Origin of the sequence: Pseudomonas sp. GXZC, assembly GCF_026967615.1 — a bacterium.
Taxonomy (GTDB): Bacteria; Pseudomonadota; Gammaproteobacteria; order Pseudomonadales; family Pseudomonadaceae; genus Aquipseudomonas; species Aquipseudomonas azotoformans_A.
The window spans coordinates 3,134,227-3,159,234 of sequence record NZ_CP114115.1 but is presented as its reverse complement, the minus strand read 5'-3'; the positions used below and the strand labels follow the sequence as shown (position 1 = coordinate 3,159,234).

Genomic DNA, 25,008 nt, shown 5'->3' with positions numbered 1-25,008 from the left:
ACGGCATTCAGCGAGCGGCCTGCTGTCGACGAACGCCCGAGTGAGCCAATCATACGGGTTACCCTCACAGCAGAAGGCCGCCGTTATGGATGGTTTGTTTGTTCTAGCCTTGTCCCCCGAAGACTTTTCCCCCGACGCCCTGCCACTGGCGAGCATCCAGTACACCACCGCCGAACTCAGCGAGCGCGAGGACCTGCGCCGCTTGGGTGACAGTGAACTGATCGCCCAGTTGCTGGGTATCCTGGACGTCCCGACACTGGCATCTGCGAGCACATCGGTGATTATTTCCGAGCTGTCACTGCTGGGGCAATGGGGAGAGGTCTTTCACAAGGCCATCAACCAGGGAGACTTCCTCGACTGGGCAGACCGTCGGCAGTTGGACTTCACCACGCTGCAGGTGCGCAATGGCGTGTTGCTGGGCCGCACGCCGCAGCAAACCGTCCTGCAACGCTTTACCCTGGCTGATGACTCGGGCTGGTGGAAAGTTGCCAACCCGATTGTCTTCATCGCCCAACTGCTGGACCCCGCTGAGCTTGGGCTGCCCTACATTGGTGATCGGGTCGATAACCTCGCGCGAACGTTAACCCTGGACCGGGTGCTGGCGTTCTACGGCTACCCCATGCCCACCAATCGCCTGCAAGCCCTGGTGATCAGCGAAGAGCTGCGCGCCGCCGACGCCTTCCCGTCCATTGATGCGGTCGGCCTGAACCGCTCGTTGATACATGGCGAGCGCGTCAATCAACAGTTGGATTTCCAGCAGTTGGCCACTGCATTGCAAGCACTTGAGCCTTTCGACCGACCGGGGTTGCTCAGTACACGCCTACGTCTCACATCCGGCTCATGGCTGGCCCGGGCGTTGATAGACGCCGCGCAGCATTTGCAACGTATCCTCCAAGACAATGGCGACGAAGGCGTACAGGTGGCCTCGTCCCAGTACTACTTCGATCAGGCTGAACGCGCGATCCATGTCCAACCTCGGCCGGCAGACGAGGAGACGCTCCCCTACGAATTGCGCCCCGAATCCCCTGGCTGGCGCTGGCATGCGCTGATCCGGCTGGCGGACAAACTCGGCCTCGACCTTTACCCTGATCACAGCCTGAGCCTGGCTGCGTGCCTGCGGGCCTACGGCATTGATTTGCCTAGCGACAAGACCACGCGCACTGCGCTGGTGGCGCGTTTGCGTCAGTGGCCAATGCCGGCAGCACCGACTTTGTATGCAGCGGCTCGCAGCCTGGATGAGCGCTTTATCTACAGTCGCTTTATCGGGGTACTCAATGATCGTCACAACCTGCGCGACGCGCTGTACCGGGCGGTCAATACCGGCACGCTCAATGGCCCACTGGGGCTTGATGCGATCATCGAAATCGATGCCGACACCCTGCCGCCCAAACTGCTCTCCGCGCGTCTCCAGCTGCGCGAGCTGGTCGATCAACCTGAATTTGTCGCGATTCTCGTGAAACACAACATTGATCCGCAAAGCCATGTGCTGTTCAGCGTGAAGACCGGCCTGGGCGCCTTCGGCGCGGATGGCGTTTGGAAATCGTTTGAGGCCGACGTAACGGCCGACGCTCGGCTGGCGCCGAGGGTGAGCCAGCTTTTGCCCGTCGCCGAGCAACTGGGCGGTGAATTGCGTACCAACCAGGCTATCAGCCTGCGCCAGGCCCTACGGCTCTATAACATCCCATTGCCCACCACCCTGGAGGCGGCGCGACTGACCGCCCACCGCCGGGTAATCACCGTGCCCCATCCGATCTACGAAAGTAACTACTGGCGCGCACTCACCCCCGCCAAAACCACACATCCTGCAGGGTGGACCTTGTCGACAATGGATCGTCAGCGACTGGTCAGCGTCAGCCGTGGCTTCCTGCCCGACTCGGATCAGTCACTGTTCGCCTATCTGAGTGAACCGTTGCTGACGGGCAAGTCACGGCTCGACGTCAGGGCCGAAGCCGACTTGCTGATGGCCCGCCTGATTGCCTCGCCGCGTGCGCAGCAACTTGCCAAGCTATTGGACGAGGCAGTGCAATGGCAAGGCAGTGAGGCCAGTGTGAGCGGCGGGCGCGCGAGCCGAAGTGCATTGCTGTGGGCGGCGTTAATTCTCAGCTTCGACGCCCAGGCAGACGAGCACTCTACCGTGATCAACGGCCTGGATTGGGCAGCGCCCTACTATTGGGGTGAATCGGTGGCGTTCGTACGCTTGCACATCGAAAACAGCTTCAGGGGCCTTGACCCGGCTACCGCCGCATTGGCGGCGCACCTGATGCTGTGCGGCCAGGCGCCCTATTTGCTGGTACGGGATATTCCCGACTCGCTGCCTTTGCGCAGCACCCAGTCCTGGGTATTGTTTGAGCAATTCGCCACCTACCTGGAGCAACGTATACGCGGAAGCGCCCGACAGATGAGTCATGATGAAATTCTTTACGTGGCCTATCAGCCCGTGCGCGGCAGTTGGAGCCTGTTCCTCGATTCGCCGCAGGCGACCCCGCCGATCCTGACCTGGGCGGTCACCAACGGCATCCTGCCGCGCCAGGCGCACTACAGCATTGCGCAAACGAACAACGCAATCGGCGCGCTGAACAGCCTGCGCACACGCTTGCAGTCAGCCGAAGCTATCTTCAACCAAGCAGTCCCGACCCAACGCCAGGTCGCCCTTGAGGCGCTGAAGCAGGTCTACCCGAAGTCATCGCTGCTGCAAGACCTGGTGTGGGAGTGGGAGCCAGTCAATCCGTTGCAGAGAAACCCGCACCGAGGCAAAAAATATGCGTTTGTCGACCTGTATATGGCCAATGAACTGGTCGCCACGTCACACCGTTGGATATCGTCGGACCCAGGCATTCAGTTCGCGCAAATGGCCCCGCATTTCGGACAGTTGCAGCCCTTCGGCCCAATGTACGCCCAGGCCTTCGCCGCACACCTGAACCGGATGCAGACCGCCTATATCGACTACCTGAAAAACGCCTTTTGTTCGCTGTCACTGCCCCGCCGTGAGGCACTGGAATTCGGCAGAGTGGTGTTCTTTACCCTGCGCAGCGGCACCGGGCCGGTCGGGACGTTCGGTTTGATTATCTGTGCCAGTTTTTACAGCGACCAACACGTGTACGAATGCTTTCCCAAATACCTGCTGATGCGCCCACGGCGTGACCTGGACTACACCACCCTGATCAATGCCGCCACGACAGGGCAGGCCGTGTCGAACCTGGCGTTCGAGTGGCCAGCCTACGCCAAGGGTGCCGAACCCTCGGAAGACGTGCCGGTGAAGAGCTTGCCCGGGGTGCATATCAACCAGCTGGACAGCGTTCTGGCCGAAGTCGATCACTTGCCGGAGCCCGACGCCGATGGCCACCGCATCCCGCGCAGCCTCGACTCAACCCGGTCGCAGGCATTGGCCAACATCATTATCGAGCGCCACTACCTGCAACAAGGCGCACAGCTGCACGCCCAAGCCTTGCTGGTGCCCAGCCTGGCGCAACTCAGCCGTGGCGATGATCCGTGGGCCGATTATTTGCTGAGCATGGCACTGGCCGCCAAATGAAGCCTTGAACGTGCGGCGGGAATAGATAAACCTACACAGCGAATGTTTTCGGAGTGCCCTGCCATGTCCTCTTGCGCCAGCGCGACAGCCCACAGTTTCTGGCGTGACGCCGCCTTGCCATTTATCGAGGCCCGCACCATTGCCGATGGCCGCAAGGTGACCTACACCCGGCACGCACACGAGCATTTCTCCATCGGCGCGGTGACTACCGGGCGCAGCTATTACCACTACGGCGCCGAGACCTTCGAAATCAGCGCTGGCACCGTGGTGCTGATGAACCCCGGCGATGTGCATGCCTGCAACCCGATCGCTGATGAGCCCTGGTCCTATCAGATGCTGTACATCGACACGCCCTGGTTGACCGACTTGCAATACCAGCTGGGTTTCAGCACCGACCAGGGTTATCGAGCGTTCACCACCCCGCATACCCGCGACCCACAGCTGTACAGCGGCTTGCTGGAGTTGCACGCCCTATTGGTGGATGAACAGGCCGAACACCTGCAAAAGCAAAGCGCGCTGGTGAGTTACTTCACGCAGGTGCAACAGCGCCTGAGCCCTTGCGATGCGCCACTGCGCGAGGTGAACCACAAGCTGGAGCGTGCCGCCGACTACATCCGCGAGCACTGCACCCAGGCGCTGAAACTGGAAGATATCTGCGGTGCGGCCGAGCTGTCGCCCTCCTATCTGATCCGTGCGTTCAAGCAGTATTACGGGCTCACGCCCCATGCGTTCCTGGTCAACCAGCGCATCCAGTTTGCCCGTACGCAATTGCGCCAGGGCGAGTTGATCGCCGATGTAGCCCTGGCCGCAGGTTTCTCCGACCAGGCGCATTTCCAACGCACCTTCAAACAGCATTTCGCTGCCACACCAGGGCAGTACCGCGACCGGCTCACGCCATCAGCAAATAACCCACACTGGCCACCAGCAACGCGGCCATTGAACGGTTGAACACCCGCACGCCTCCGGGGTTGCCCAGGTAGCGGCGCAGGAAGGTTCCCGCATAGGCCCAGCAGGCCACCGACAGGTAGCAGATCACCAGGTAAAGCGCCGCAAACAGCCAGACTTGCGCGGCGTCGCCGTCCGCGACGAACAGCCCCATCCCCGCCACACAGGCCAGCCACGCTTTGGGGTTGAGCCATTGCATGATCGCGCCATACAGCATCGATGGTGCGGTGGCAGTGCCCTCGGCATCCAGTCGACCATCGTCGACCGCTAGCTTCCAAGCCATGTACAGCAGGAAGGCCACTCCGCCCCACTGGATCAGTTGGGTCAGGATCGGCCAGCGCACCAGTACCTCATGCAGGCCCAGGCCAATCAGCACCAGCAACAAGGTGAACCCCACGGCAGCGCCAACCACATGTTTCTGGCTGGCGACAAACCCGAAACGCGCCCCCGAACTCAGCGCCACCACATTCACCGGTCCCGGCGTGATGGAAGTGGCCAACGCGAAGGCGGCCATGGAAATGATCAAGCTCATTACAGTTCCTTTTTATTCGAACGAGTGACGAAGGCTCTACGGTAGAGAGCAACTGGATCGGGGTATTGAACAAAACGCCCCTCTTTGGAGAATTTTGTATACAACTGTAGACTTATAGCGATTTCAGCCCTAAAGTCAGCCTGAATTCATTCACACAGGCGGGAGAAAGGTCATGGCGGAAACGGTTCTGGTCACCGGAGGTACGGGCTACATCGCCGGTTGGTGCCTGGCAGGCCTGTTGCAACAGGGTTATGACGTGCGCACCAGCTTGCGCAGCCTGGCCAAGGAACCGGCCCTGCGCGCCGCCTTGAGCGGCCAGGGTATCGATCACACCCGTCTCACCTGTTTTGCCGCCGACCTGACTCGCGATGAAGGGTGGAGCGCGGCCATGGCCGGTTGCGACTACGTGCTGCACGTCGCCTCGCCCCTGGGCCTGGATGCGCCACAACACCTGGAGGACATGGTTGCCCCGGCGCGGGACGGGACCTTGCGTATCCTGCGTGCGGCAACCCACGCGGGGGTTCGCCGGGTGGTCATGACCAGCGCCGCCACCGTCGCCACCCCACCCTTGCAGAGTCCCGACAGCCTCAGCGACGAGTCCGTGTGGTTCGACCCCAATGAAACCCACGTGACCCCGTATCGCCACGCCAAGCGCCAGGCCGAGCGTGCCGCGTGGGACTTCATGCACAAACAGACCGGCCCGACCACACTGACCACCGTGCTCCCCGGTGCGGTGTTCGGCCCGATCATGAGCGCCGACACCCTCGGGTCCGTGCAAGTCATCGCCCGCCTGTTGCAAGGTCGCGCCAAAGGCAACCCGCGCCTGGGCTTCGAAGTCGTGGATGTACGCGATCTCGCCGCCCTGCATCTCCGCGCCATGACCGCATCGGCCGCCGCCGGACAGCGGCTGTTGGGGGTTGGGCAGTTCCTGTGGATGGCAGAAATTTCCCAGATACTGCGCGACCATCTGGGCGACGCCGCCAACAAGGTGCCCAGCCGTAACATCCCGGATTGGCTGCTGCGCCTGCTGGCACGTTTCGATCCGCTGCTGCGCGGCCTCACCCCCAACCTCGGCCGCCAACACCGCCACACCGCAGAAAAAGCCCGCGTGATGCTGGGCTGGCAGCCGCGCCCCAGCAGCGAGACGCTGATCGATTGTGCCAATAGCCTGATCGTCCACAAGGTCGTTTAGACGCTTTTATTCCATTGATATAACTGCATTTTTTTCTTTCAAACGGCCGGTTTTGATAGGCAAAAATGCGTATTTCCGGTGCTGGCGCCGGTGCTAGAGTTCGGCCCCTACTCATCGCAAACAAGGAACCGCTATGTCACGTCGCCTGCTGGCAGCTGCCTGCCTGATGCTGTCTTTTTCCGCCGCCCAAGCCGCTGAACGCTGGGAAACCCTGCCGCCAACGCCCGCCGCCGTGACCGGCGCCAAGACCGGCTACGCTGCCGTCAACGGCATCAAGGTCTACTACACCCGCGCCGGCCACGGCTCGCCGGTGGTGCTGCTGCACGGCGGCCTGTCCAACTCCGACTATTGGGGGAACCAGGTCAAGGCGCTGTCGGCCAAACACACGGTGATCAGCATCGACAGCCGTGGCCACGGGCGCAGTTCGCGGGATGAAAAACCCTACGGTTACGACCTGATGGCTGACGACGTGGTGGCCGTGCTCGACCACCTGAAAATCCCGCGCGCCGACATCGTCGGCTGGAGCGACGGCGCGATCATCGGCATCGACCTGGCCCTGCGCCATCCGGACCGTATCGGCAAAGTGTTCGCCTTCGCCGCCAACACCCAGACCGCCGGCGTAAAAGACGGCGTGGAGAAAAACCCGACCTTCGCTGCCTTCATCGAACGCGCGGGCAAGGAGTACGCCAAGCTGTCGCCGACGCCAAAAGAGTACGACGCGTTCGTCGAGCAAATCAGCCATATGTGGGCCAGCCAACCGAACTGGACTGACGCGCAACTGCAAAGCATCAAGACGCCGATCCTGATTGCCGACGGCGACCATGACGAAGCGATCAAGCGCGAACACACCGAGTACATGGCCGCAACCATCCCCGGTGCTGGCCTGCTGATCCTGCCGAACACCAGTCACTTTGCCTTCCTGCAAGACCCGGCGTTGTTCAATGCCGCACTGCTGGGCTTCCTCGACAGCAAATAGACCCTGTACCCTGTGGGCGCGCACCGTGTGCGCGCCCACAGTTTCCAGCCACGTCAGGATGCCAATGCCCAATCCCATTCCACGCCGGCGCAATGCCGCCGTCACCCGCGAAGCCATTTTGTTGTCCGCACGCAAGGCGTTTGCCCAGTCGGGCTATGACGGTGCCGGGGTACGTGAAATCGCCGCCGGCGCGGGCGTGACGGCAATGCTGGTCAACCGCTACTTCGGCTCCAAGGAGCAGCTGTTTGCCGAAGTGATCGCCGACACCATGGCCAGCCCGATCATCCTCACCGAGAACAATCTCAGCTCGGAAAACCTCGGCCGCACGATGGCTACCGCACTGGTCAGCATCACCGAAGCCGGCAGCACGCCGCTGGAAGGTTTCCTGATCATGCTGCATTCGGCGTCCAGCAAACGCGCGGCGATCATCGGCCGCGAGCAAGTGGAAAAGGGCCATCAGGCGACCATGGCCGCCGCGCTCAAGGGCGCCCATCACGAAGAACGCGCAGCGCTGGTGATGGCGCTGGTGTCGGGCTTCCAGGTGATGCGCCAGATGCTGGAACTGTCGGCATTGGCGAAGGCCGATCCGCAGGTGTTGATCGACCTGCTGACGCCGTTGTTCCAACAGTTGGTGGACGGCCAGCCGGGGCCTATTTGACGAACAGTTCGCGGTCCCGCGCCTTCACATGGCCGGGGCGATAGTAGGCGTCAAACCAGGCTTTCTCACCCGCAGCCGGAGGTTTGGCCAGGCGCAGGGTTTGCAGCGCGCCAGGCTGGCTGGCATTGACGCGAAAGTGGAAATGGTCGAACAGGCGCAACGCCTCGATGGCATACACCACGGCGATCTTGCGGTCTTCGATGCGGATCAGGTGGTCGCCGTTGTTCTTCTCTCCACCGCCGGCCAGGTTGGATGAACCGGTGTACACCGTGGGGTTGGCGCCATTGAAGTCCGTGACCACAAACTTGTTGTGCACCATGTTCCCCGCATTCCCCGACCACTCCGACTTGAACGGCGCCGGGGCGTTGCTCGCCAGGTAGGCGAACGGCAACAGCCCCACCGAACCGTCCGGCTTGCGCACGGCCAGCTTGCCGATGCGCTGGGCCACGCCGTAGGAGAACAGTGCGCGCTGCATCAGCTCGTCCAGTGCTGTGCGCACTTTGCCGTTGATCAGGCTCAAGAACACGATGGAATACAGCACCGAACTGGTGGCGTTTTCGATGCTGGTGGCGATGGGGTCGAGGGACAACGCGCTGTCGGCATGCGGCGCAAAACACAGCGATACCTTGGAGCCTGGCTCGTCGCGCACCACCCACCACTGTTGCGAGAGCGGGTGCTTGCGGAATGTCGTGGGTGAGGTCCAATAAGCGTCGAAGACTTCGGCGAACTTGCCCGCGACCGTTTCGTCGTCAAACAACAGCACGTTATTGGCCTGGATATACAAGCCGCGCAAAGCAAAGTTGGTGGAACCACCGAGCACCCGGATCGCCTTGCCGGCGCGGCGCACAATCAACACTTTATTGTGCTGCTGGCTGGAGAAATGCAGACGCTTGATCTGCGCTCCGGCGGTACTCAAGCGGGCGGCACTGATGCTTTCGCAGCTGTCGGCGGCGCCCTGGTCGCCATGGTCGTCGATGATTGCACGCAGGCGCGGGCCGAGTTGCTCCAGGCGGCGCAGGATGTCCGGCTCCTTGCTTTCGTAGATCAGTGCGTCGAGGCTCAACTCGGGGTCGTTCGCCACTTGGTCGAGCACCTGCAGAATCAACTGACGCGCCTCAAAACCCAGCCATTGGTAATTGCGCTCGAAAGGCGCCATGTCCAGTTCCAGATAGGCACTGGGGGCGGAACGGACCGGCGGCAGGATGCGTGTTTCATTGTCGAAACGGTCGCCGTAGGCCTGGGAGGACGCAAAGCCCCGGGTAAAGCCGATATTGACGAAATGGCTGATGGTCTGCGCTTCGAGGCTCACCTGCCCTTCCACCCCGACACCCTTGCTCAGTGTGCCGTCAGCCCCCATGTAGCAAGCGGTGACGCGGTAGCGGAAAAGGCCTGGTGGGATCTCACTGGGTACGTGGATCCAGCGGAATTTCTGGAACGGCGCCTCGGTGGACGGAAAAGTCCGCGGCCGCTCGGGCGGGGGTGGGTAATCGAAGTGCAGGCGGTTATGCAGCACGCCCCAATGTGTGGCGCCGGGGTAGCGCACTTCGATGCTGAAGCCGACAAAGTCAGGGGTGGCCAGGTCCGGCGCCAGGTCGAACGCCAGCAGTGCGGCGCCCTCTCCTCGGTACAGCTTGAAGGTCAACCCCTGGAACGTGGTCTTGCTCTCGAAATCGGCGCTCAAGCGATGTCCCTTCCAATGGGAGACGGTGCTTGGAGTCTAGCGCCTGCGCCGGATCAAGCCAGGTCTACCTCAACCATTGATCAACGAAAAGTGCGCGCCCACCCCGGCGCGCACGCCTTCGGCCACGGCCAGCGCGACGGAACCGGCGGCCAGCGACGTATCACCACAGGCAAACACGCCAGGCACGGAGGTCTGGCGCATGTCGTTGGTGTGCAGGTAAGGGCCGGTGGGGCCGTCGGCCAGTTCGCAACCCAGTTGCTCGGCCAAGGGGCTGATGCGGGTGCGGGACATCGTGAAGATGCCGTCGAGGTTGAAGACTCGGCCGTCGACCAACTCCAGGTCGGCGCGCTCACCGCTGATACGCCGTACCGCCGCGTTTTCCACGCTGACCCCACGTCGATCCAACTGCGCTTGTTGCTCGGCATCCGGGGTGAATACGCCATTGGTGAACAACGTAGTGGTGCCCCAGTCTGGCAGCATCAGTGCGTGGTGCATGGCCAGCGGTGAGGTGGCGAGTACGCCGATACGGCCTTGATCCAGCTCATAGCCGTGGCAGTACGGGCAGTGGAATACGTGCTTGCCCCAACGTTCTTGCAGGCCTTCGATAGTGGGCAACTCGTCGACAACGCCGGTGGCGAGGATCAGGCGCTTGGCCTGGAACGCACCGTTGTATTCGGTGCGAACGCTGCAACCTTCGGCCTGAACCACGCGGTCCTGCACCCACGTGACCGTCGGGTACTCCATCAATTGGCTGCGCCCTTCGGCAGCGATCATCTCCGGCGCCTGGCCGTCTTGGCCGAGAAAACCGTGGGAGGTGGCCGCAAAGCGGTTGCGCCGCTGCCCCGCATCAATCACCAGTACCTGGCGACGCGCCCGCGCCAATTGCAGGCCGGCAGACAGGCCCGCGTAGCTGCCACCCACGATAATCACGTCGTACATCATGAAAATGACCCCATGTTGTGTGCCGTCGGTTATCCGAGGGCTTTCACGACACACCATAAGTTACGTAAAAATAGCGCGTCAAGCATCTCGCAACTTTTAGGGTTACGAACGATACTTTCGGCTTGAGTGAACCGAGGCCCCATGATGAGAAATGACACCCGCCTTTCGCGCATGCTCCACGTGCTGATCCATATGGGTCGCCATGAAGAGCGCGCCACCTCGGAAACCATCGCGCAGATGCTCGGCACCAACCCGGTGGTGGTACGGCGCACGCTCGGGCTGCTCAAGGAAAAAGGTTACGTCCGTTCGGAAAAGGGCCATCAAGGTGGCTGGAGCCTGGGCAAGCCGTTGAGTGAAATCACCCTGCTGGAGATTCACAACGCCTTGGGCACGCCGTCGATATTCGCCATCGGTTTGTCCACCGACCACCCACAATGCCTGGTGGAACAAGCGGTGAATGCAGCACTGACGCAGGCCTTCGAGCAAGCCCAGGCGCTGCTGCTGGAGCGCCTGGGCCAGGTCACCTTGGCGCAATTGGCCGAGGATTTTGATGAGCGCTATCGCCTGGCGATGCAGCCTTAGCGCTGGCTTGGGATACGGATATCACCGTCGCGGCACTGGGTTTTTACACTGCGCGGGCAGCCGGTAAACGCCAGGTCCTTGGTCAGGCACACCCGCACTTCCGAGAACACCTTGCCTTTGCAGATCACCGCCAACCCATGGTTGCCCATGCGTGGGTTGCTCTCGCGGAACAGCGCCTCGATCTCACGCGCCTGCAACGCGGGCGGCGTATTGAACGGCTGCAGTTGCTGCGGAATGCTCACCACGCCCAACGCCTCATCGGTTTTTTCCAGGTAGGCCAACGGCTCCAGTCCACTGCAGGTGCCATGCTTGGCCCATTCGTGCCTGAGCAACGAACGGGTCGGGAACAATGCCGCACCTTTCTCGATTTCTTCACGGCTCAACTGTGTCTGCGGCGAGCACGACGCCGGCCACCCTCCCCGCGCGTACTGCGGCCACAGGCCGTGCAGCACAAACCCGTAGCCCTTGCCTGAACACTGTTCGTTGTCCGGGTGCGTCAGGCAAAAGGTCGGTGACCAGGATAACGACAACACGTAAAAATCAAACTCGCCTGGCGTGCCTTGGCTACGCGGGGCCGCCATTGCACTGGTGGCCAGGACCAGCCACACCGCTATCCAGTATTTCATCCGTCTATTCCTTGGAAAAAGAAAACCCTATCGTGCCTAGCCGGGGTGATGGGGGTTACGTTGTAGCACCTTGTCCAGGATCCGATCGGTCTTAAGCGCCTCGATGGCCAACGACGGATGCTCGACTTCGCCGCGAATATGCGCGTTCATCGCCAATACGTGATGCCACTGGATATGCGCGTGGCACGGTACTTCCAGCACCTCCTGCGCCTCGCCTTCAAGGTGCAGGGGCTGGTCCTCAAAGACCGAGAACTGGATTCGCCCACGGCTGCCGATCAGTTCCACCCGGTCTTCACGACGGTCCGCCACAAAGTTCCAGCAGCCCATGCCCAGCGCGCCGGACGCAAAGCGCCAGCTGGCCGTCACGGCATCTTCCGCCGCGTAACGGCCTTCCTGACGTGAGGTGTAACCGGACACTTCGATGATATCGCCGGCCAGGTACTGGAACAGGTCAAAGCCATGGCTCGCCAGGTCGGCAAAATAACCGCCCCCGGCAACGCTCGGGTCTGTGCGCCAGTTGGCGGCATTGGCGTCGTGGGCAGCCGGTGGTTTGCACAGGGTCCAGGTCAGGTGGCGCAGCTCACCGATACGCCCATCTCGCAGCCAGTCGCGCACTTGCTGGAAGCGCGGCAGCGAACGGCGGTAATAGGAAACAAACAGATGCAACCCGGCACGTTCGAACGTGCGCTGCATCAATGCGCTCTGCTCGGCATTCAAAGACATCGGTTTCTCGACGCAGCAATGCTTGCCGGCCGCCGCCACCATCAGGCTGTATTCGAGGTGACTGTCGGGCGGCGTGGCGATGTAGACGGCGTCCACTTCAGGGTCGCTGATCAGTGCCTGGGCGTCGGTGTAGAAGCGTGCAATACCGTGGCGTGCCGCATAATCACGCACGGCTTCTTCGCGGCGCCCCATCACGGCCACCAACGCAGAACCTGGCGCTTTGTAGAAAGCCGGTCCACTCTTCAGTTCAGTGACACTGCCACAGCCGATCATGCCCCAGCGTACGCTGCTCATCTGCTCTCCTCGTGCGTTTTGATCAATCGGGCAGTATCCACATCCCTCCGCTTATGCGCCATCCCTCATGATCAACCTGCGGCAAGTTCAGCGCTTTGGCCACTGGCCAACAGACCTCGCGTCACCCCACCATTCTCTTTCTGCCGTTCGACAAAGGACCTGACGAACGCGGCAGCGGCTGCGTGCGCCACCGGTACGGCCATGGCTTGGCGGATGGTCATGAAGTCGTCCTGCACCAAACGCCTTTGCGCGGTGATCTGGGTTTGCAGGAAGTCCCGCACCCCTGCCGCCGCATCCAGGCCTTGTTCGATAAACCAATCCACCGCTGCGGCCGAGGTCGGCGCGCGTACCAATTCGGCATGCTCGACCGTTCGGCTCAAGTACAGATCGTAGGCCGCGCCCTGGCCGACGGCGATGCGTCGGCCCGGCGCATCCAGTTGTGCGACGTGCGTAAAAGGTGAGTCCGCTGCCACCAGATACGTGCCCTTGATCGCCACATACGGCGCGCTGAAGGCGATTTCCTTTTCACGCACCGGCTCGATAGCCAGGAACGCCACGCGCCAGACGTCCTCGGCCAAGGCCGCGAATACCTTACCCGCCGCCTCAAACGTGATGAGCTCCAATTCGACACCCAGCTCTGCAGCCAGCGCCTTGGCCAGCGCCACGGAAACACCCTGGGGCTCTGCGTTCGTACCACGTTGCGCCAGCACCGGGTTGCCGAAGTTGATGGCGGCGCGCAGCACGCCATCGGGGGCCAATTGTTGCAGTACGCGGGTGTCAATCATCAAGCGCTCCTTGGCGGGTCCGTTGCACGGTCTTGCGGATCACAAACGGCAGCACGCCGCCGTGCACAAGGTAACCAAGCTCTTGCAGCGAGTCGAGGCGCAACACCAGACTGCATTGGGTGAGACCACCGTCGACGCGATCGATCTGCAGCGTAATCGGGTTTGCGCCCACCTGCAGGTTATCCAGGCCGAGGAAAGTCAGGCGCTCGCTGCCGTCGAGTGCCAAGTCCTGCACGGTTCTCCCATCGTTGAATACCAGCGGCAACACCCCCATGCCGATCAGGTTGCTGCGATGAATGCGCTCGATGCTGCGCGCCACCACCGCGTTGATCCCCAGCAGGCTCAACACCTTGGCCGCCCAGTCACGGCTGGAGCCAGCGCCGTAGTTGATCCCGGCAAACAACACCGTGGGCGTGCCGACGTAGCTCTGCGCGGCCAGGTACAACGGCTGATACTCCGTGTGGTCGGCGTTCCACGCCCACACGCCTTGGCGCCGCGCTTGCGTTGGGTCCAACAGGTTGTTCAGGCGCGGGTTGGTAAAGGCGCCACGCACCATCACCTCGTGGTTGCTGCGCCGGGTCGAGTACTGGTTGAAATCCGCCTCGGCTTCGCCCCTTTCACGCAGCCAGGCACCGGCCAGGCTCTGCGCCGGGATGGTGCCCGCCGGGGAGATATGGTCGGTGGTGACGTTGTCGCCCAGCACCACCAAGGCCTTGGCGTTACGTACCGAAAGACGCGGCGCCGGCAACGGCTGGACGTCCGCCAGGTACTGCGGGCGGCGTAGATAGGTAGAGCCGGGATGCCAGGCAAACTGCACGCTGCCTTCGGCCTCCAGCGCCTGCCAGTGATGCGTGCCTTGCCAGAGCAGTTCACTGCGTTGCTGGAACAGCGCCGGGCGCACGACTTCGGCGACTTGCGCGGACACTTCGGCATCGCTGGGCATCAGCTCATGCAGGTACACCGGCCGGCCCTGGGCATCCAGCGCCAGCGGTTGACTGGACAGGTCGATGTCGATGCTCCCGGCAATCGCATAGGCCACGCACAGCGCGGGCGATGCCAGATAACCGGCCGGGACTTTGGGGTTGACCCGTCCCTCGAAATTGCGATTGCCCGACAGCACCACCACGCCCTTTAGCCCCTGCTCGGCGAAGGCCTCCACATGCGCTTCGAGGCTGCCGGAGTTACCAATACAAGTCATGCAACCAAAGCCCGCCAAGTCAAAACCCAGCGCGGCAAAATCCTCCAGCAAGCCTGCCGCTTCCAAGTAGTCCGCCACTACCCGCGAGCCCGGCGACAGCGAGGTCTTCACCCACGGCCTGCGCCCCACGCCACGTGCCCGCGCATTGCGCGCCAGCAACCCGGCCTGGATCATCTGCGCCGGGTTGGCGGTGTTGGTGCAACTGGTGATTGCTGACATCACCACCGCACCATGGGTCAGCGGCGCATCAAACGATGGTGCGAAAAACTGCTGACCGGCCTCGCCCTTCACGTGCTGGTGAAACGAGGCACCGGCCGCCGCCAGCGACTGACGCTGATGGGGCTGATGCGGCCCGGCCACGCTCGGTTCCACCTGCGCCAGGTCCAGTTCGATCAATTCATCGAACTGCGGCTCGGGCTCCCCTTCCTGGCGCCACAACGACTGCGCCGCCATATAGGCCGTGACCTTGGCCAACAACGGCTTCGGCCGCGCGCTCAACTCAAGGTAAGACAAGGTCTCGTCGTCAAACGGGAAAAACACCACCGTCGCGCCATACTCCGGCGCCATGTTCGCCACCGTGCCTCGCGCCGCCCAACTCAAGGACGCCAACCCCGGCCCCGTGAACTCGACAAACTTGCCGACCATGCTGCGCCGACGCAGCGACTCGGTCACGGTCAGCGCCAAGTCCGTCGCCGTTACGCCGGGACGCAAGGCATTGCTCACGCGAATCCCCACCACCTGCGGGAACGGAATCGGCACCGGCTCGCCCAGCATCGCCGCCTGCCCTTCCAACCCACCCACACCCCAGCCCAACACTCCGATGGCATTGATCATCGGCGTGTGGCTGTCGGTGGCGACCATGCAGTCCGGGTGCAGCAGCACGCCGCCGTCGGACGCAGTGCTCTCCCAAACGACCTGTGCGACGGACTCCATGTTCATCTGGTGGATGATCCCCGTGCCCGGCGGAATCACGTTGAAGTTGTCCAGACTGGCCTGGGCCCACTTGATAAAACGGTAGCGCTCGCTGTTGCGGCGAAAGTCGATGTCCAGGTTGGCCTCTACCGCACCCGCTTCGGCGTAGTGCTCGACAATCACCGAATGATCGATGGTCAGCACCGCCGGAATAGCCGGGTTCACCGCCATAGGGTCACCGCCGAGTTCCGCCACCACATCGCGCATCCCGGCAAAGTCCGCCAGGGCCGGCAGGCACGTGGTGTCGTGGAACATCAGGCGGTTGGGCTGGAATGGCACCTCGCAATCAGGCCCGTGTCCGGTGGCGCGCGAAAGCACGGCAGGCAATGAGGCCGGGGCACAACGGGCGATGTTTTCCAGCAGGATGCGCAGCGAATACGGCAGCCGGTGCAATTGCGCTGGCGTCAGCAGCTTATGCAGGTCGATATAGGCGTAACGTTGCCCGTCGATGTGCAAATGGTTGAGAAAGTCGCTCATAGCTGCGCAAAGACCCGTTCGATACGGACCAGGCCCCACTCCAGTTCGTCGCGGGTGATGGACAACGGCGGCGCGATGCGCAGCACGTTTTCGTGGGTTTCCTTGGTCAGCAAACCTTCGGCGAGCAGGGCTTCGCAGATGGGACGTGCGTCGCGGTCCAGCTCCACGCCGACCCACAGCCCACGCCCGCGAATCTCCTGGATCGCAGGGGAGTTCATCGCCTTGAGACGTTCCACCAGGTAATGGCCGAGCTGCGCGCTGTTGTCGATCAAACCTTCGTCCTCGAGCACGTTCAGGGCTTCCAGGCCGATGGCGGCGGCCAGCGGATTGCCACCAAAGGTCGAGCCGTGGCTGCCGGCATCGAACAAGTCCATGATCGAGTGATCCGCCAAAAACGCCGACACCGGCATGATCCCGCCGCCCAGCGCTTTACCGAGGATCAGCGCATCCGGGCGAATGCCTTCATGCTGGAAGGCAAACCACTTGCCGGTACGGCCCAGGCCCGACTGGATCTCATCGAGGATCAGCAAGGTATTGGTCGCGTCACACAGTTTTCGCAGCTCGCGCAGAAACCCGGCCGGTGGCACGCGAATACCGGCTTCGCCTTGGATGGGTTCGATCAATACCGCGCAAGTGTCGGCGGTGATCGCCTGGCGGAAACTCTCGATATCGCCAAAGCGTGCCTCGGTGAAACCGTTGCAGAACGGACCGAAGTCGGCCTTGTAGTCCGGTTCGGACGAGAAGCCGACGATGGTCGAGGTGCGCCCGTGAAAGTTGTTGTCGGCGACCACGATCTTCGCCTGGTTTGCAGCGATGCCCTTGACCCGATAACCCCAGCGGCGCGCCGCCTTGATCGCGGTTTCCACCGCTTCGGCACCACTGTTCATCGGCAGCGCGGAATCGAAGCCGCTGAGGCGGCACAGCGCCTTGAGGAAATTGCCCAGCGGCTCACTGTAGAACGCGCGCGACACCACGCTGATCTTGTCGATCTGCGCCACGGCGGCGGCGCGGATGCGCGGGTGCACATGGCCGTGGCTGACGGCGGAATAGGCCGACATCATGTCCAGATAGCGCTTGCCGTCATCGCCAATGGCCCAGACGCCCTCGCCCTTGACGATGACCACCGGCAGTGGCGAATAGTTATGGGCGCAGAATTGGTTTTCGAGGGTGATTGCCGGGTTGGAGTGCATGGAGAGTCCTGCCTAGTAGGTATCTGATCAAGCGCTGAGCAGCTTGCCGCTGCGAATCGGTTTAGCCCCGGAGACGCGACCCAGCGGGTCCCCCGGTTTCACAAACCGCACATCACGGCGCATGTACAGCACACCGGTGTTGTGACTGTTGACCGTGACGGTCTTGCCGCTGTGAGGGTCGACGATATCGAACAGCGCCTGCCCTGCTTCGATCCGGCTGCCCACCGCCGCACGGTGCACCAGCACCCCGGCACTCGGTGCGTAGAACTGCTCGCTGCCCGCCAGCGGCGTGGCTGGGCTGCGCAGCGCTGGTAGCGGGCGTGGCGTGCCTTCGATGGCACCCAGGTGAGTCAGGTAATCGATGATCGCGGTGGCGTCATGGTCCGCCAGCTCGTAAGACACATCACGCTGGCCACGGTGCTCGACCGTCACTGCGATGCTGCTGTCCGGGATCGGGAAACGCGCGCCAAAACGCTCACGCAGGTTGACCCACAGCAGGTACAGCGCTTCGTCGAAGGAATTGGCTTGGGAGTCGGTCGCCAACAAGGTCGCCTCGGCACCGATGTAACGGGCCAGCGGCTCGATGGTCGGCCACACAGCTTCGCCGGTGTAGAGGTGCATTGCGGCTTCGCGGGAGCAATGCAGGTCGAGCACGATGTCGGCATCGTGGGCCAGCAGCATCAGCGTCTGTTGCAGCGACTGGTACTCATCCATCGGCTGAGCGGCGCGCAGGCACTCACCCCAGGCCTGGCGGATCAGCGCGCGGTTGGCGTCGATGTCCTGGCCGAGCCGGAACTCGATTTTTTCGGCGATGGCCTGATAAGGCACCGGGAATCCACGGTTGTAGTTGCGCCCGCTGCCCAGTTCAAAACGGCCACTGGGCGCGCCCAGGATGTATTGGCCCAGGCCGGCCGGGTTGGCGACCGCCACCAGCACGATCTGCGCGTTCAGGCGGCCGGCATTTTCCAACACTGCGAGTTGCCGGCGCAGATGCGCTGCCACCAACATCGCCGGGGTTTCATCGGCATGCAATGCCGCCTGGATGTAGATTTTCCGACCTGCACCCACAGCACCGTAATGCTCACTCTCCACGTGCCTGTGGGTACCTTGTGTCGCTTGCAGCAAGGGGTGTTGATTAAGTTTCATAACGCAGAAGTCTCGATATTCGAGTGACGGAACTTGAGAAAATACTAACGAGACCGGGTGATCGCCTGTAAGGGCGGCCGGGGCTATCTTGATCTGCAAAACCGATCAGCCCAGGCCGCCCCACCTGTGGTTACCAGAGCGCCAGGGTGTAGCCCAGCAGCACGCGGTTTTCGTTGACGTCGTTGTAGAAGTTGCCCTTGGCCAGGGCGTTGCGCCAGCGCATCGACACGCCCTTGAACGGGCCGGTCTGCACCACGTAGCTGATGTCCAGGTCGCGCTCCCATTCACGGCCTTCGCCGTTGAAGCCGATCACTTCAGCCGAATCACCCTTGGCGTATTTGATGCCGAACAACAGGCCCGGCAGGCCAAGGTCGGCAAAGTTGTAGTCGTAGCGCGCATGCCAGGCGCGTTCCTTGGTCTGGGTGAAGTTGGTGAACTGGTATTCGGTGAACAGGTAGCTGATGGAGCCATCGAGGTAGGTGAACGGCGTGGTGCCGTACTGCTGCTGGAAGCCGCCGCCGATGCTGTGACCGCCGTACTGGTAGGTCAGGCGTGTACTCAAGGCGCGGTTATCAACGTTACCGGCCAGGCCCGCACCGTCCTTGTCGGCCTTGAAGTAGCGCACGTCGGTCTTCAGGTTGCCCGGCCCCAGGCCAAAGCTGTTCTTGAAGCCGCCATATTGCTGGTGGTAGATGCTGTCCAGCTCGGCATAGTGGTAGCTGAGCAAGGTGTTGGGCGTCAGCGAGTAATCACCGCCGGCAAAACGGAACTGGTCGCTCAGGGCCGTGCTTTTGTAGACCTTGCTGATGGTGGTCAGCTTCATGTCTTCGTAGTTGGTGGAGTCGCGGTCCTTGGCCTGGTCCAGTTGGCCGAGGCTGATCTTGAGGTTGCTGATGTCGTTGGATACCAGTTGCGTACCGCTGAAGGATTGCGGAAACAGGCGGCTGGTGTTGGGTTGCAGGGTCGGCAGGTCCGGCACCAGGTAACCCACGCGCAGCTCGCTCTTGGCCAAGCGGGCCTTGGCGGTGACGCCCAGTTTGGAATAGCTGTCGGAAGCCCGCTTGTCACTGTCACGCTGCAGCAAGCCGGTGCCGGATTTGTCCGGACTGGAGTCGAGTTTCACGCCAAGCATGCCGATGGCATCCAGGCCAAAGCCCACGGTACCGTCGGTAAAGCCCGACTTGATCCCCAGCAAAAAGCCTTGGGCCCATTCGGCACGCACCGATTGGCTGGCCTCTTCACGGTAGTCACGGTTGAAGTAGTAGTTCTTCAATTCCAGCGTGCCGCTGCTGTCCTTGATGAAGTCGGCATGGGCGGCGAACGGGATCATCCCGCTGCTCACGACGCCAACGCCGGTGAAGAGTTGAGTCAGGGATTTTTTCATTTTTTTAGCTCCTGGCAGTGTGGGGTTTGGGGTGTTTTTATTGTTCTTCGGGCATGGCTTCGCCGTTCGCGCAAATCCGGGATTTGCGCGGTGGGCAAAGTCAGTCCTGGGTTACAGCGCTAGCGGTACGGGGCCCTGGCGGATGCGGTAGCCACCGTTTTCAAGCTTCTCCAAGGGGCTGGCAGCGGCCAGCAACTTGCGGGTGTAGGGGTGTTGCGGGCGGTCGAATATTTCATCGCGGGCGCCCATTTCCACCACCCTGCCCTCGCTCATCACCGCCACCCGGTGAGCGATGCGCTCTACCGCCGCCAGGTCGTGGGAGATGAACAAGCAGGCAAAGCCGTATTGCGCCTGCAGGCGTTCGAACAGCTCCAGAATCTGCTTCTGGATGGTCATGTCCAACGCCGAGATCGGCTCGTCGGCAATCACCAATCGAGGATGACGCACCAGTGCGCGGCCAATCGCGACACGCTGGCGCTGGCCACCGGAGAGCTGGTGCGGGAAGCGGTCGACAAACTGCTCGGCCAAACCAATGTCCAGCAAGGTCTTGGTGACCCGTTCACGCTTCTGCTCGGCACTCATGCCGGGCACATGGCGCAACGGTTCGGCGAGGATGTCACCGATTTTCATGCGCGGATCGAGGGACGAGTACGGGTCCTGGAAAATCATCTGGCATTGCAGGCGATGTTCGCGGTTGCCGGACTTGAGAATGTCCACTCCTTCAAACTCGATAGCTCCGGCACAGGCTTTGTTCAGGCCGACAATGGCGCGTCCAAGGGTGGTCTTGCCCGAACCGCTGCCGCCCACCAGCGCCAGGGTCTCCCCCGGTGCAATGGTGAGGTTGGCCGAATGCACCACGCGTTTGAACGCGGTGCGGCCCCACAGGCTGCGCGGGCCAGGATGTTCGATGCACACGTCCTTGACCGTCAGCAGCGGGCCGTCGGCCTGGGGCAAGTCCGCCAGTACCCCGCGACGCGGCAATGCTTCCAGCAACTGCCGGGTGTAGTCGGCCTTGGGCGCCAGCAGGATCTGTTCGATGGTGCCCTGCTCCACTGCGCGGCCTTCACGCATCACCACCACCTTATGGGCGTAGCGCGCCACCAGGGACAGGTCATGGCTGATGAACAGAATCGCCGTGCCCTGCTCGCGAGTGAGGTCGAGCATCAGCTTCAACACGTCCAGCTGGGCCAGGCAATCCAGCGCGGTGGTGGGTTCGTCGGCAATCAGCAGCGCCGGGCGCAGCAGCATCACCGAGGCAAGCATGATGCGCTGGCGCATGCCACCGGAGAACTCGTGGGGGAACGCGCTCAGGCAGCGTTCGGCGTCCTTGATGCCGATATGGCCGAGCATCTCCAGGCTGCGTTCGCGGATCTGCGCTTCCGTCAGTTTGGTGTGCAGGCGCAGGCCCTCGGCCATTTGCTCGCCGATGCTCATGGACGGATTCAGCGACACCATGGGTTCCTGGAACACCATGCCGATCTTGGCCCCGCGCAGCTCGCGCAGTTGCTCGGGCTTGAGGCTGTTGAGGTCATGGCCCTGGAAGCGCACCTGGCCGCCGCAGTGTTCCAGCGGTGGCGGCAACAGGCCGATGGCGGCGCGGGCGGCCATGGTCTTGCCGCTGCCGGACTCGCCCACCAAGGCGACGATTTCGCCGGGAGCGATGGTGAAGCTCAGATCATTGACCGCCAGCGGGCCGTCGGCGCCGATGCGGATCTTCAGGTGATCGACTGCCAGTAATACGTCAGTCATGCTCATTTACTCATCCGTGGATCAAGGCGGTCACGCAAGGCGTCGCCGCACAGATTGAACGCCAGCAACGCCATGGCGATGCAGACACCGGGAAACAACCCCAGCCAACTGGCCGTGGCGATGTACGGCCGACTGGCCGCGAGCATGTTGCCCCAGGTCGCCGCCGGTGGCGGTACGCCCAGGCCGAGGAAACTCAACGAACTCTCGGCAAGGATCGCCCAGCCGAACATGCTGGTGGCCAGCACGCACACCGGCGCGACGCAGTTCGGCGCGATGTGACGCAGCATGGTGTACAGCTCGGAATTGCCAATCACCCGCGAGGCTTCGACGAACTCCTTCTCCCGCAGCGACAGCACGGTGCCGCGCACCACCCGCACCACCGACGGCGTATAGGCCAGGCTCAGGGCAAAGACGATGCCATACAGGCTCGGGCCGATGATCGCCATTAGGCCCAGGGCCAACAGGATGCCGGGGAACGCCAGCAACGCGTCATTGACCATCATCAGGCCACGGTCGACCCAGCCGCGCAGGAAACCGGCGAGCAAGCCGAGGAAGGTTCCGGCGATGATCGCCATGCTCACCGTCAGCACACTCACCCACAGGCTGGTGTGCGCGCCGATCATCAGGCGGCTCAACACATCGCGGCCGTATTCATCAGTGCCCAACCAGTGCGCGGCGGTCGGCGCCTGCAAACGTGCCAGCAGGTTCAGCGCCAGCGGGTCATGGGGCGTCCACACCAGGCCGAGCGCGGCCATGATCAACAGCAAGCTCAACAGGAACGCACCGATCAGCGCGTTCAACGGCGGCACGCGCCAGGCCCTGGGGGCACGCACCGGTGCGGGCAATAGCACCTCGGGTGCAACAGGCAGTGGCTTATTCATAACTTAACCCTGGGGTCGAAGAGCGGGTACAGCAGGTCCACCAACAGGTTGACCAGCACATAGACAAAGGTCACCAGCAGCAGGCAGCCTTGCAGCACCGGGTAGTCCCGGGCATAGATGGCGTCGACCATCAGGCGGCCGATACCCGGCAGGGTGAACACGGTTTCCAACACGGCGATGCCGCTGAGCAGGTTGCCAAGGATCAGGCCGATCAGGGTCAAGGTCGGTGCAAACGAGTTGCGCAACGCATGGCGCCACAACACCGCCCGCTCCGACAGGCCCTTGGCGCGGGCATGGGTGATGTACTCCAGGCGCAGCACTTCGATGGCACTGGCCCGCGCCATCCGCGTGATCGCACCCAGTTCAACCAAGGTCAGGGTGACAATCGGCAGCACGATAAAACTCAAGGCCTGCCACGGCGATTGGCCGAACGACACATAACCCACCACCGGCAACCAGCCGAGCTTGATGCCGAAGGCATACAGCAACAGCAAGCCAAGCCAGAAACTGGGGATCGACAGCAACAGCGTCGCCGTCGACACCACGCCGAAGTCCAGCGCACTGTCCTGCTTCCACGCCGACAGCAAGCCCGCCGGCACCGCAATCAAGGCCGCCAACAACACCGACACCAAAACAATCCCGGCACTCATCTGGAACCGATCCAGGATCAGCGGCAACACCGCCTCATTGGTGGTGATCGAATGCCCAAGGTCACCGCTGAGCACCGCCTTGAGCCAGATCACAAACTGCACCGGCAGCGGCTGGTCCAGCCCCAGGGACGCACGCGCCACCTCCAGGCTGTGGGCGTCGGCCATGTCGCCGAGCATCAGCAGGGCCGGGTCACCGGGCACCAGGCGAATGATCGCGAACACCATCAGCGAGATCAGCAGCAAGGTCGGCACCGACATCGCCAGGCGTTGGGAGATAAAACGGAACATCCTCAATTACTCCCGGCGGCGGGGACGCTGACGGTCCACAAGCGCGGCTTGGACACCGGCCAGGTGCGCAGGCCCGTGACGTAGTCACGGCTGGCGGCAATCGCGTTGCCGTTGTACATCGGGATCATCGGCACGTCCTTGATCATCTGCTGGTGCAGTTGATCGAACAGCGCCTGGCGCTTGCTGATGTCACCTTCGCGTTGCGCTTCACGCAGCCACTCGCGGGCCTGGGGGTTGTCCCAGACCTTGCGTGACTCCTTGTCCTTGTCGCCGGTCATCGAGTCGAAACTCAAGGCCGGGTCGAGGCGCTCGGAGTACGGAAACGCCATCATCTGGTAGTTGCCGCTCTGGTAGCGCTCCAACTGCGTGCCCCACTCCAGGGTTTCCAGCTCCAGGTTGATGCCGCTGGCCTTGGCCATGGCCTGCACGAACACGCCCATGTCGAAGATCGCCGCGTAGCGCTTGTTGACGATCAGCTTGATCGGCTCGCCCTTGTAGCCAGCTTCGCGTAGCAGTTGCGCAGTCTTGGCCGGGTCGAAGGTGAAGCCCTGGTCTTCGACTGCAGTGTGGTAATGGCTGCCGCTGGCGACCATCGAGTTGTTGGCCTTGGAGCGACCGCCGGTGAGCGCCTCGACGATTTGCGCCGAATCCAGGGCATGGGCGATGGCCTGGCGCAAACGCACATCTTTAAGCAGCGGGTCGCGGGTCTGGAACAGCAAGGCATTGACCGACATGGTGCCGCTGGAAGTCACGCGCACACCGGAATGGGCGGCCAGCTCTGTGGCGTCCAGCGGGGTGACATCAATCAGTAGGTCGACGTTTTTCGACAACAGCGCGGCTTTGGCGGCGGCCGGGTCCGGGATTACCAGCAGGCGCACGCGGTCCAGGCGGGTGGATTTGTTGCCGGTGTAGCCATCGGGCTCTTTTTCGTCGCGCGGAGTGAAGTTGGGGTTGCGCAGCAGCTCGACGTATTGGCCGGGCTTCCACTCACCCAGCTGGAATGGGCCAGTGCCGACTGGGGCTCTCCAGCTGCCGTCGGCGCTAAGCGAATCGGCGGACAGGATGCCGCTGCCGCCACATTCAGGCAGCGCAGTGCTGGTCAGGAACAGGCCGTTGGGCTTGTCGAGGGTGAACACCACGGTAAGGGGATCCGGGGCGCTCATGTCGACGATCTTGGCGCCGCCATGCCCATCGAATTCCGGGGCGCAGCGCCATTGGGTCTTGGGATCGAGGAAGCGCTTCCAGGTCCACAGCACGTCAGCAGACGTCAACGCCTTGCCATTCTGGAACTTCACCCCGTCGCGCAGGTGAAAGGTGTAGCGCAAGCCGTCGTCGGACACCTGCACGTCCTTGGCCAGCAGCGGGCCAACGGTGGCATCTTCGCGGAAGGCTACCAGCCCCTCGGTGATGTGCATGATCACGGCGTCGGAGTTGGTGTCACGGTTCACACCCGGATCGGTGCTGCGGATGTCAGCGTTGAGCGCGACCTTCAATACACTTTCAGCGTGGGCAGTGCCCACCAGCGCCGCAGACAAGGCGCCTGCCAGGATAAGAGTCTTGTTCATGGATAACTGCACCTTAAATGTTCCTTACGCATGGGGTTCG

Annotated in this window: 20 protein-coding genes; 6 read left to right on the top strand and 14 right to left on the bottom strand. The window is 62.5% G+C overall.

Features of this window, described 5'->3' with window-relative positions; translation table 11 throughout:
• The first annotated feature begins 85 nt into the window (after positions 1 to 85).
• Both OZ428_RS14770 and OZ428_RS14765 read left to right on the top strand, forming a co-directional pair.
• A complete protein-coding gene (locus OZ428_RS14770; RefSeq protein ID WP_269133881.1) occupies positions 86 to 3,532 on the top strand; it encodes a hypothetical protein in 3,447 nt (1,148 codons plus the stop codon).
• 63 nt (positions 3,533 to 3,595) lie between these two features.
• Entirely contained in the window at positions 3,596 to 4,480 is an 885-nt protein-coding gene (locus OZ428_RS14765; RefSeq protein ID WP_269133880.1) for an AraC family transcriptional regulator, read from the top strand.
• Here OZ428_RS14765 and OZ428_RS14760 read toward each other — a convergent pair.
• The gene (locus tag OZ428_RS14760; protein ID WP_269133879.1) at positions 4,422 to 5,009 is read right to left on the bottom strand and encodes a LysE family translocator; all 588 of its coding nucleotides are present in this window, start codon (positions 5,007 to 5,009) and stop codon (positions 4,422 to 4,424) included. The two genes, OZ428_RS14765 and OZ428_RS14760, sit on opposite strands and share 59 nt — an antisense overlap.
• A gap of 172 nt (positions 5,010 to 5,181) precedes the next feature.
• Here OZ428_RS14760 and OZ428_RS14755 point away from each other — a divergent pair, with 172 nt between their 5' ends.
• The 3 genes from OZ428_RS14755 to OZ428_RS14745 all read left to right on the top strand — a co-directional run bounded on the left by OZ428_RS14755 (position 5,182) and on the right by OZ428_RS14745 (position 7,835).
• Positions 5,182 to 6,201: an NAD-dependent epimerase/dehydratase family protein gene (locus OZ428_RS14755; protein WP_269133878.1), complete on the top strand. Its 1,020-nt coding sequence runs from the start codon at positions 5,182 to 5,184 to the stop codon at positions 6,199 to 6,201.
• A 133-nt stretch (positions 6,202 to 6,334) separates the two neighbouring features.
• Positions 6,335 to 7,177 (top strand): alpha/beta fold hydrolase, encoded by an 843-nt coding sequence (locus OZ428_RS14750; protein ID WP_269133877.1) that lies wholly within the window; start codon positions 6,335 to 6,337, stop codon positions 7,175 to 7,177.
• Between the two features lie 64 nt (positions 7,178 to 7,241).
• Entirely contained in the window at positions 7,242 to 7,835 is a 594-nt protein-coding gene (locus tag OZ428_RS14745) for a TetR/AcrR family transcriptional regulator (protein ID WP_033902286.1), read from the top strand.
• On the opposite strand, the gene OZ428_RS14740 is transcribed toward OZ428_RS14745, so the two are convergent.
• Both OZ428_RS14740 and OZ428_RS14735 read right to left on the bottom strand, forming a co-directional pair.
• The gene (locus tag OZ428_RS14740; RefSeq protein WP_269133876.1) at positions 7,828 to 9,516 is read right to left on the bottom strand and encodes a phospholipase D-like domain-containing protein; all 1,689 of its coding nucleotides are present in this window, start codon (positions 9,514 to 9,516) and stop codon (positions 7,828 to 7,830) included. The genes OZ428_RS14745 and OZ428_RS14740 overlap by 8 nt on opposite strands.
• Positions 9,517 to 9,585: 69 nt before the next feature.
• On the bottom strand, positions 9,586 to 10,458 hold the full coding sequence (locus tag OZ428_RS14735) for an NAD(P)/FAD-dependent oxidoreductase (protein WP_269133875.1): 873 nt from the start codon (positions 10,456 to 10,458) through the stop codon (positions 9,586 to 9,588).
• Positions 10,459 to 10,602: 144 nt separating this feature from the next.
• On the opposite strand from OZ428_RS14735, the gene OZ428_RS14730 reads away from it, so the two are divergent.
• Positions 10,603 to 11,040, top strand: a complete 438-nt coding sequence (locus tag OZ428_RS14730; protein ID WP_038846582.1) for an Rrf2 family transcriptional regulator — start codon at positions 10,603 to 10,605, stop codon at positions 11,038 to 11,040.
• Here OZ428_RS14730 and OZ428_RS14725 read toward each other — a convergent pair.
• The 11 genes from OZ428_RS14725 to OZ428_RS14675 all read right to left on the bottom strand — a co-directional run bounded on the left by OZ428_RS14725 (position 11,037) and on the right by OZ428_RS14675 (position 24,968).
• The gene (locus OZ428_RS14725; protein ID WP_269133874.1) at positions 11,037 to 11,666 is read right to left on the bottom strand and encodes a ribonuclease T2; all 630 of its coding nucleotides are present in this window, start codon (positions 11,664 to 11,666) and stop codon (positions 11,037 to 11,039) included. The two genes, OZ428_RS14730 and OZ428_RS14725, sit on opposite strands and share 4 nt — an antisense overlap.
• Positions 11,667 to 11,702: 36 nt before the next feature.
• Entirely contained in the window at positions 11,703 to 12,683 is a 981-nt protein-coding gene (locus OZ428_RS14720) for a Gfo/Idh/MocA family protein (protein WP_269133873.1), read from the bottom strand.
• Between the two features lie 71 nt (positions 12,684 to 12,754).
• Complete coding sequence (locus tag OZ428_RS14715; protein ID WP_269133872.1) at positions 12,755 to 13,468, bottom strand: transporter substrate-binding domain-containing protein; 714 nt, start codon at positions 13,466 to 13,468, stop codon at positions 12,755 to 12,757.
• On the bottom strand, positions 13,461 to 16,115 hold the full coding sequence (gene acnA / locus OZ428_RS14710; RefSeq protein ID WP_269133871.1) for an aconitate hydratase AcnA: 2,655 nt from the start codon (positions 16,113 to 16,115) through the stop codon (positions 13,461 to 13,463). The genes OZ428_RS14715 and acnA overlap by 8 nt, the downstream gene beginning before the upstream one ends.
• Positions 16,112 to 17,305: an ornithine--oxo-acid transaminase gene (rocD, locus tag OZ428_RS14705; protein ID WP_051422206.1), complete on the bottom strand. Its 1,194-nt coding sequence runs from the start codon at positions 17,303 to 17,305 to the stop codon at positions 16,112 to 16,114. Before rocD ends, acnA begins: the two co-directional genes overlap by 4 nt.
• A gap of 27 nt (positions 17,306 to 17,332) precedes the next feature.
• Positions 17,333 to 18,451, bottom strand: a complete 1,119-nt coding sequence (locus OZ428_RS14700; protein ID WP_269133870.1) for a succinylglutamate desuccinylase/aspartoacylase family protein — start codon at positions 18,449 to 18,451, stop codon at positions 17,333 to 17,335.
• Positions 18,452 to 18,581: 130 nt separating this feature from the next.
• The gene (locus tag OZ428_RS14695) at positions 18,582 to 19,835 is read right to left on the bottom strand and encodes an OprD family porin (RefSeq protein WP_269133869.1); all 1,254 of its coding nucleotides are present in this window, start codon (positions 19,833 to 19,835) and stop codon (positions 18,582 to 18,584) included.
• Positions 19,836 to 19,946: 111 nt separating this feature from the next.
• Positions 19,947 to 21,590, bottom strand: a complete 1,644-nt coding sequence (locus OZ428_RS14690; protein WP_269133868.1) for an ABC transporter ATP-binding protein — start codon at positions 21,588 to 21,590, stop codon at positions 19,947 to 19,949.
• Entirely contained in the window at positions 21,587 to 22,465 is an 879-nt protein-coding gene (locus OZ428_RS14685; protein ID WP_082461867.1) for an ABC transporter permease, read from the bottom strand. The genes OZ428_RS14690 and OZ428_RS14685 overlap by 4 nt, the downstream gene beginning before the upstream one ends.
• The gene (locus tag OZ428_RS14680) at positions 22,462 to 23,403 is read right to left on the bottom strand and encodes an ABC transporter permease (RefSeq protein WP_033902298.1); all 942 of its coding nucleotides are present in this window, start codon (positions 23,401 to 23,403) and stop codon (positions 22,462 to 22,464) included. The genes OZ428_RS14685 and OZ428_RS14680 overlap by 4 nt, the downstream gene beginning before the upstream one ends.
• A 2-nt stretch (positions 23,404 to 23,405) precedes the next feature.
• Positions 23,406 to 24,968 carry an ABC transporter substrate-binding protein gene (locus OZ428_RS14675; protein WP_269133867.1) on the bottom strand — a complete coding sequence of 521 codons (1,563 nt, stop codon included), beginning with the start codon at positions 24,966 to 24,968 and terminating at the stop codon, positions 23,406 to 23,408.
• Between the last annotated feature and the right edge of the window lie 40 nt (positions 24,969 to 25,008).

Excerpts from the sequence above, each read along its gene's own strand:
- OZ428_RS14770 (WP_269133881.1), top strand. The coding sequence starts at position 86 with ATGGATGGTTTGTTTGTTCTAGCCTTGTCCCCCGAAGACTTTTCCCCC.
- OZ428_RS14765 (WP_269133880.1), top strand. The coding sequence starts at position 3,596 with ATGTCCTCTTGCGCCAGCGCGACAGCCCACAGTTTCTGGCGTGACGCC.
- OZ428_RS14760 (WP_269133879.1), bottom strand. The coding sequence starts at position 5,009 with ATGAGCTTGATCATTTCCATGGCCGCCTTCGCGTTGGCCACTTCCATC.
- OZ428_RS14755 (WP_269133878.1), top strand. The coding sequence starts at position 5,182 with ATGGCGGAAACGGTTCTGGTCACCGGAGGTACGGGCTACATCGCCGGT.
- OZ428_RS14750 (WP_269133877.1), top strand. The coding sequence starts at position 6,335 with ATGTCACGTCGCCTGCTGGCAGCTGCCTGCCTGATGCTGTCTTTTTCC.
- OZ428_RS14745 (WP_033902286.1), top strand. The coding sequence starts at position 7,242 with ATGCCCAATCCCATTCCACGCCGGCGCAATGCCGCCGTCACCCGCGAA.
- OZ428_RS14735 (WP_269133875.1), bottom strand. The coding sequence starts at position 10,458 with ATGATGTACGACGTGATTATCGTGGGTGGCAGCTACGCGGGCCTGTCT.
- OZ428_RS14730 (WP_038846582.1), top strand. The coding sequence starts at position 10,603 with ATGAGAAATGACACCCGCCTTTCGCGCATGCTCCACGTGCTGATCCAT.
- OZ428_RS14725 (WP_269133874.1), bottom strand. The coding sequence starts at position 11,666 with ATGAAATACTGGATAGCGGTGTGGCTGGTCCTGGCCACCAGTGCAATG.
- OZ428_RS14720 (WP_269133873.1), bottom strand. The coding sequence starts at position 12,683 with ATGAGCAGCGTACGCTGGGGCATGATCGGCTGTGGCAGTGTCACTGAA.
- OZ428_RS14715 (WP_269133872.1), bottom strand. The coding sequence starts at position 13,468 with ATGATTGACACCCGCGTACTGCAACAATTGGCCCCCGATGGCGTGCTG.
- acnA (WP_269133871.1), bottom strand. The coding sequence starts at position 16,115 with ATGAGCGACTTTCTCAACCATTTGCACATCGACGGGCAACGTTACGCC.
- rocD (WP_051422206.1), bottom strand. The coding sequence starts at position 17,305 with ATGCACTCCAACCCGGCAATCACCCTCGAAAACCAATTCTGCGCCCAT.
- OZ428_RS14700 (WP_269133870.1), bottom strand. The coding sequence starts at position 18,451 with ATGAAACTTAATCAACACCCCTTGCTGCAAGCGACACAAGGTACCCAC.
- OZ428_RS14695 (WP_269133869.1), bottom strand. The coding sequence starts at position 19,835 with ATGAAAAAATCCCTGACTCAACTCTTCACCGGCGTTGGCGTCGTGAGC.
- OZ428_RS14690 (WP_269133868.1), bottom strand. The coding sequence starts at position 21,590 with ATGAGCATGACTGACGTATTACTGGCAGTCGATCACCTGAAGATCCGC.
- OZ428_RS14685 (WP_082461867.1), bottom strand. The coding sequence starts at position 22,465 with ATGAATAAGCCACTGCCTGTTGCACCCGAGGTGCTATTGCCCGCACCG.
- OZ428_RS14680 (WP_033902298.1), bottom strand. The coding sequence starts at position 23,403 with ATGTTCCGTTTTATCTCCCAACGCCTGGCGATGTCGGTGCCGACCTTG.
- OZ428_RS14675 (WP_269133867.1), bottom strand. The coding sequence starts at position 24,968 with ATGAACAAGACTCTTATCCTGGCAGGCGCCTTGTCTGCGGCGCTGGTG.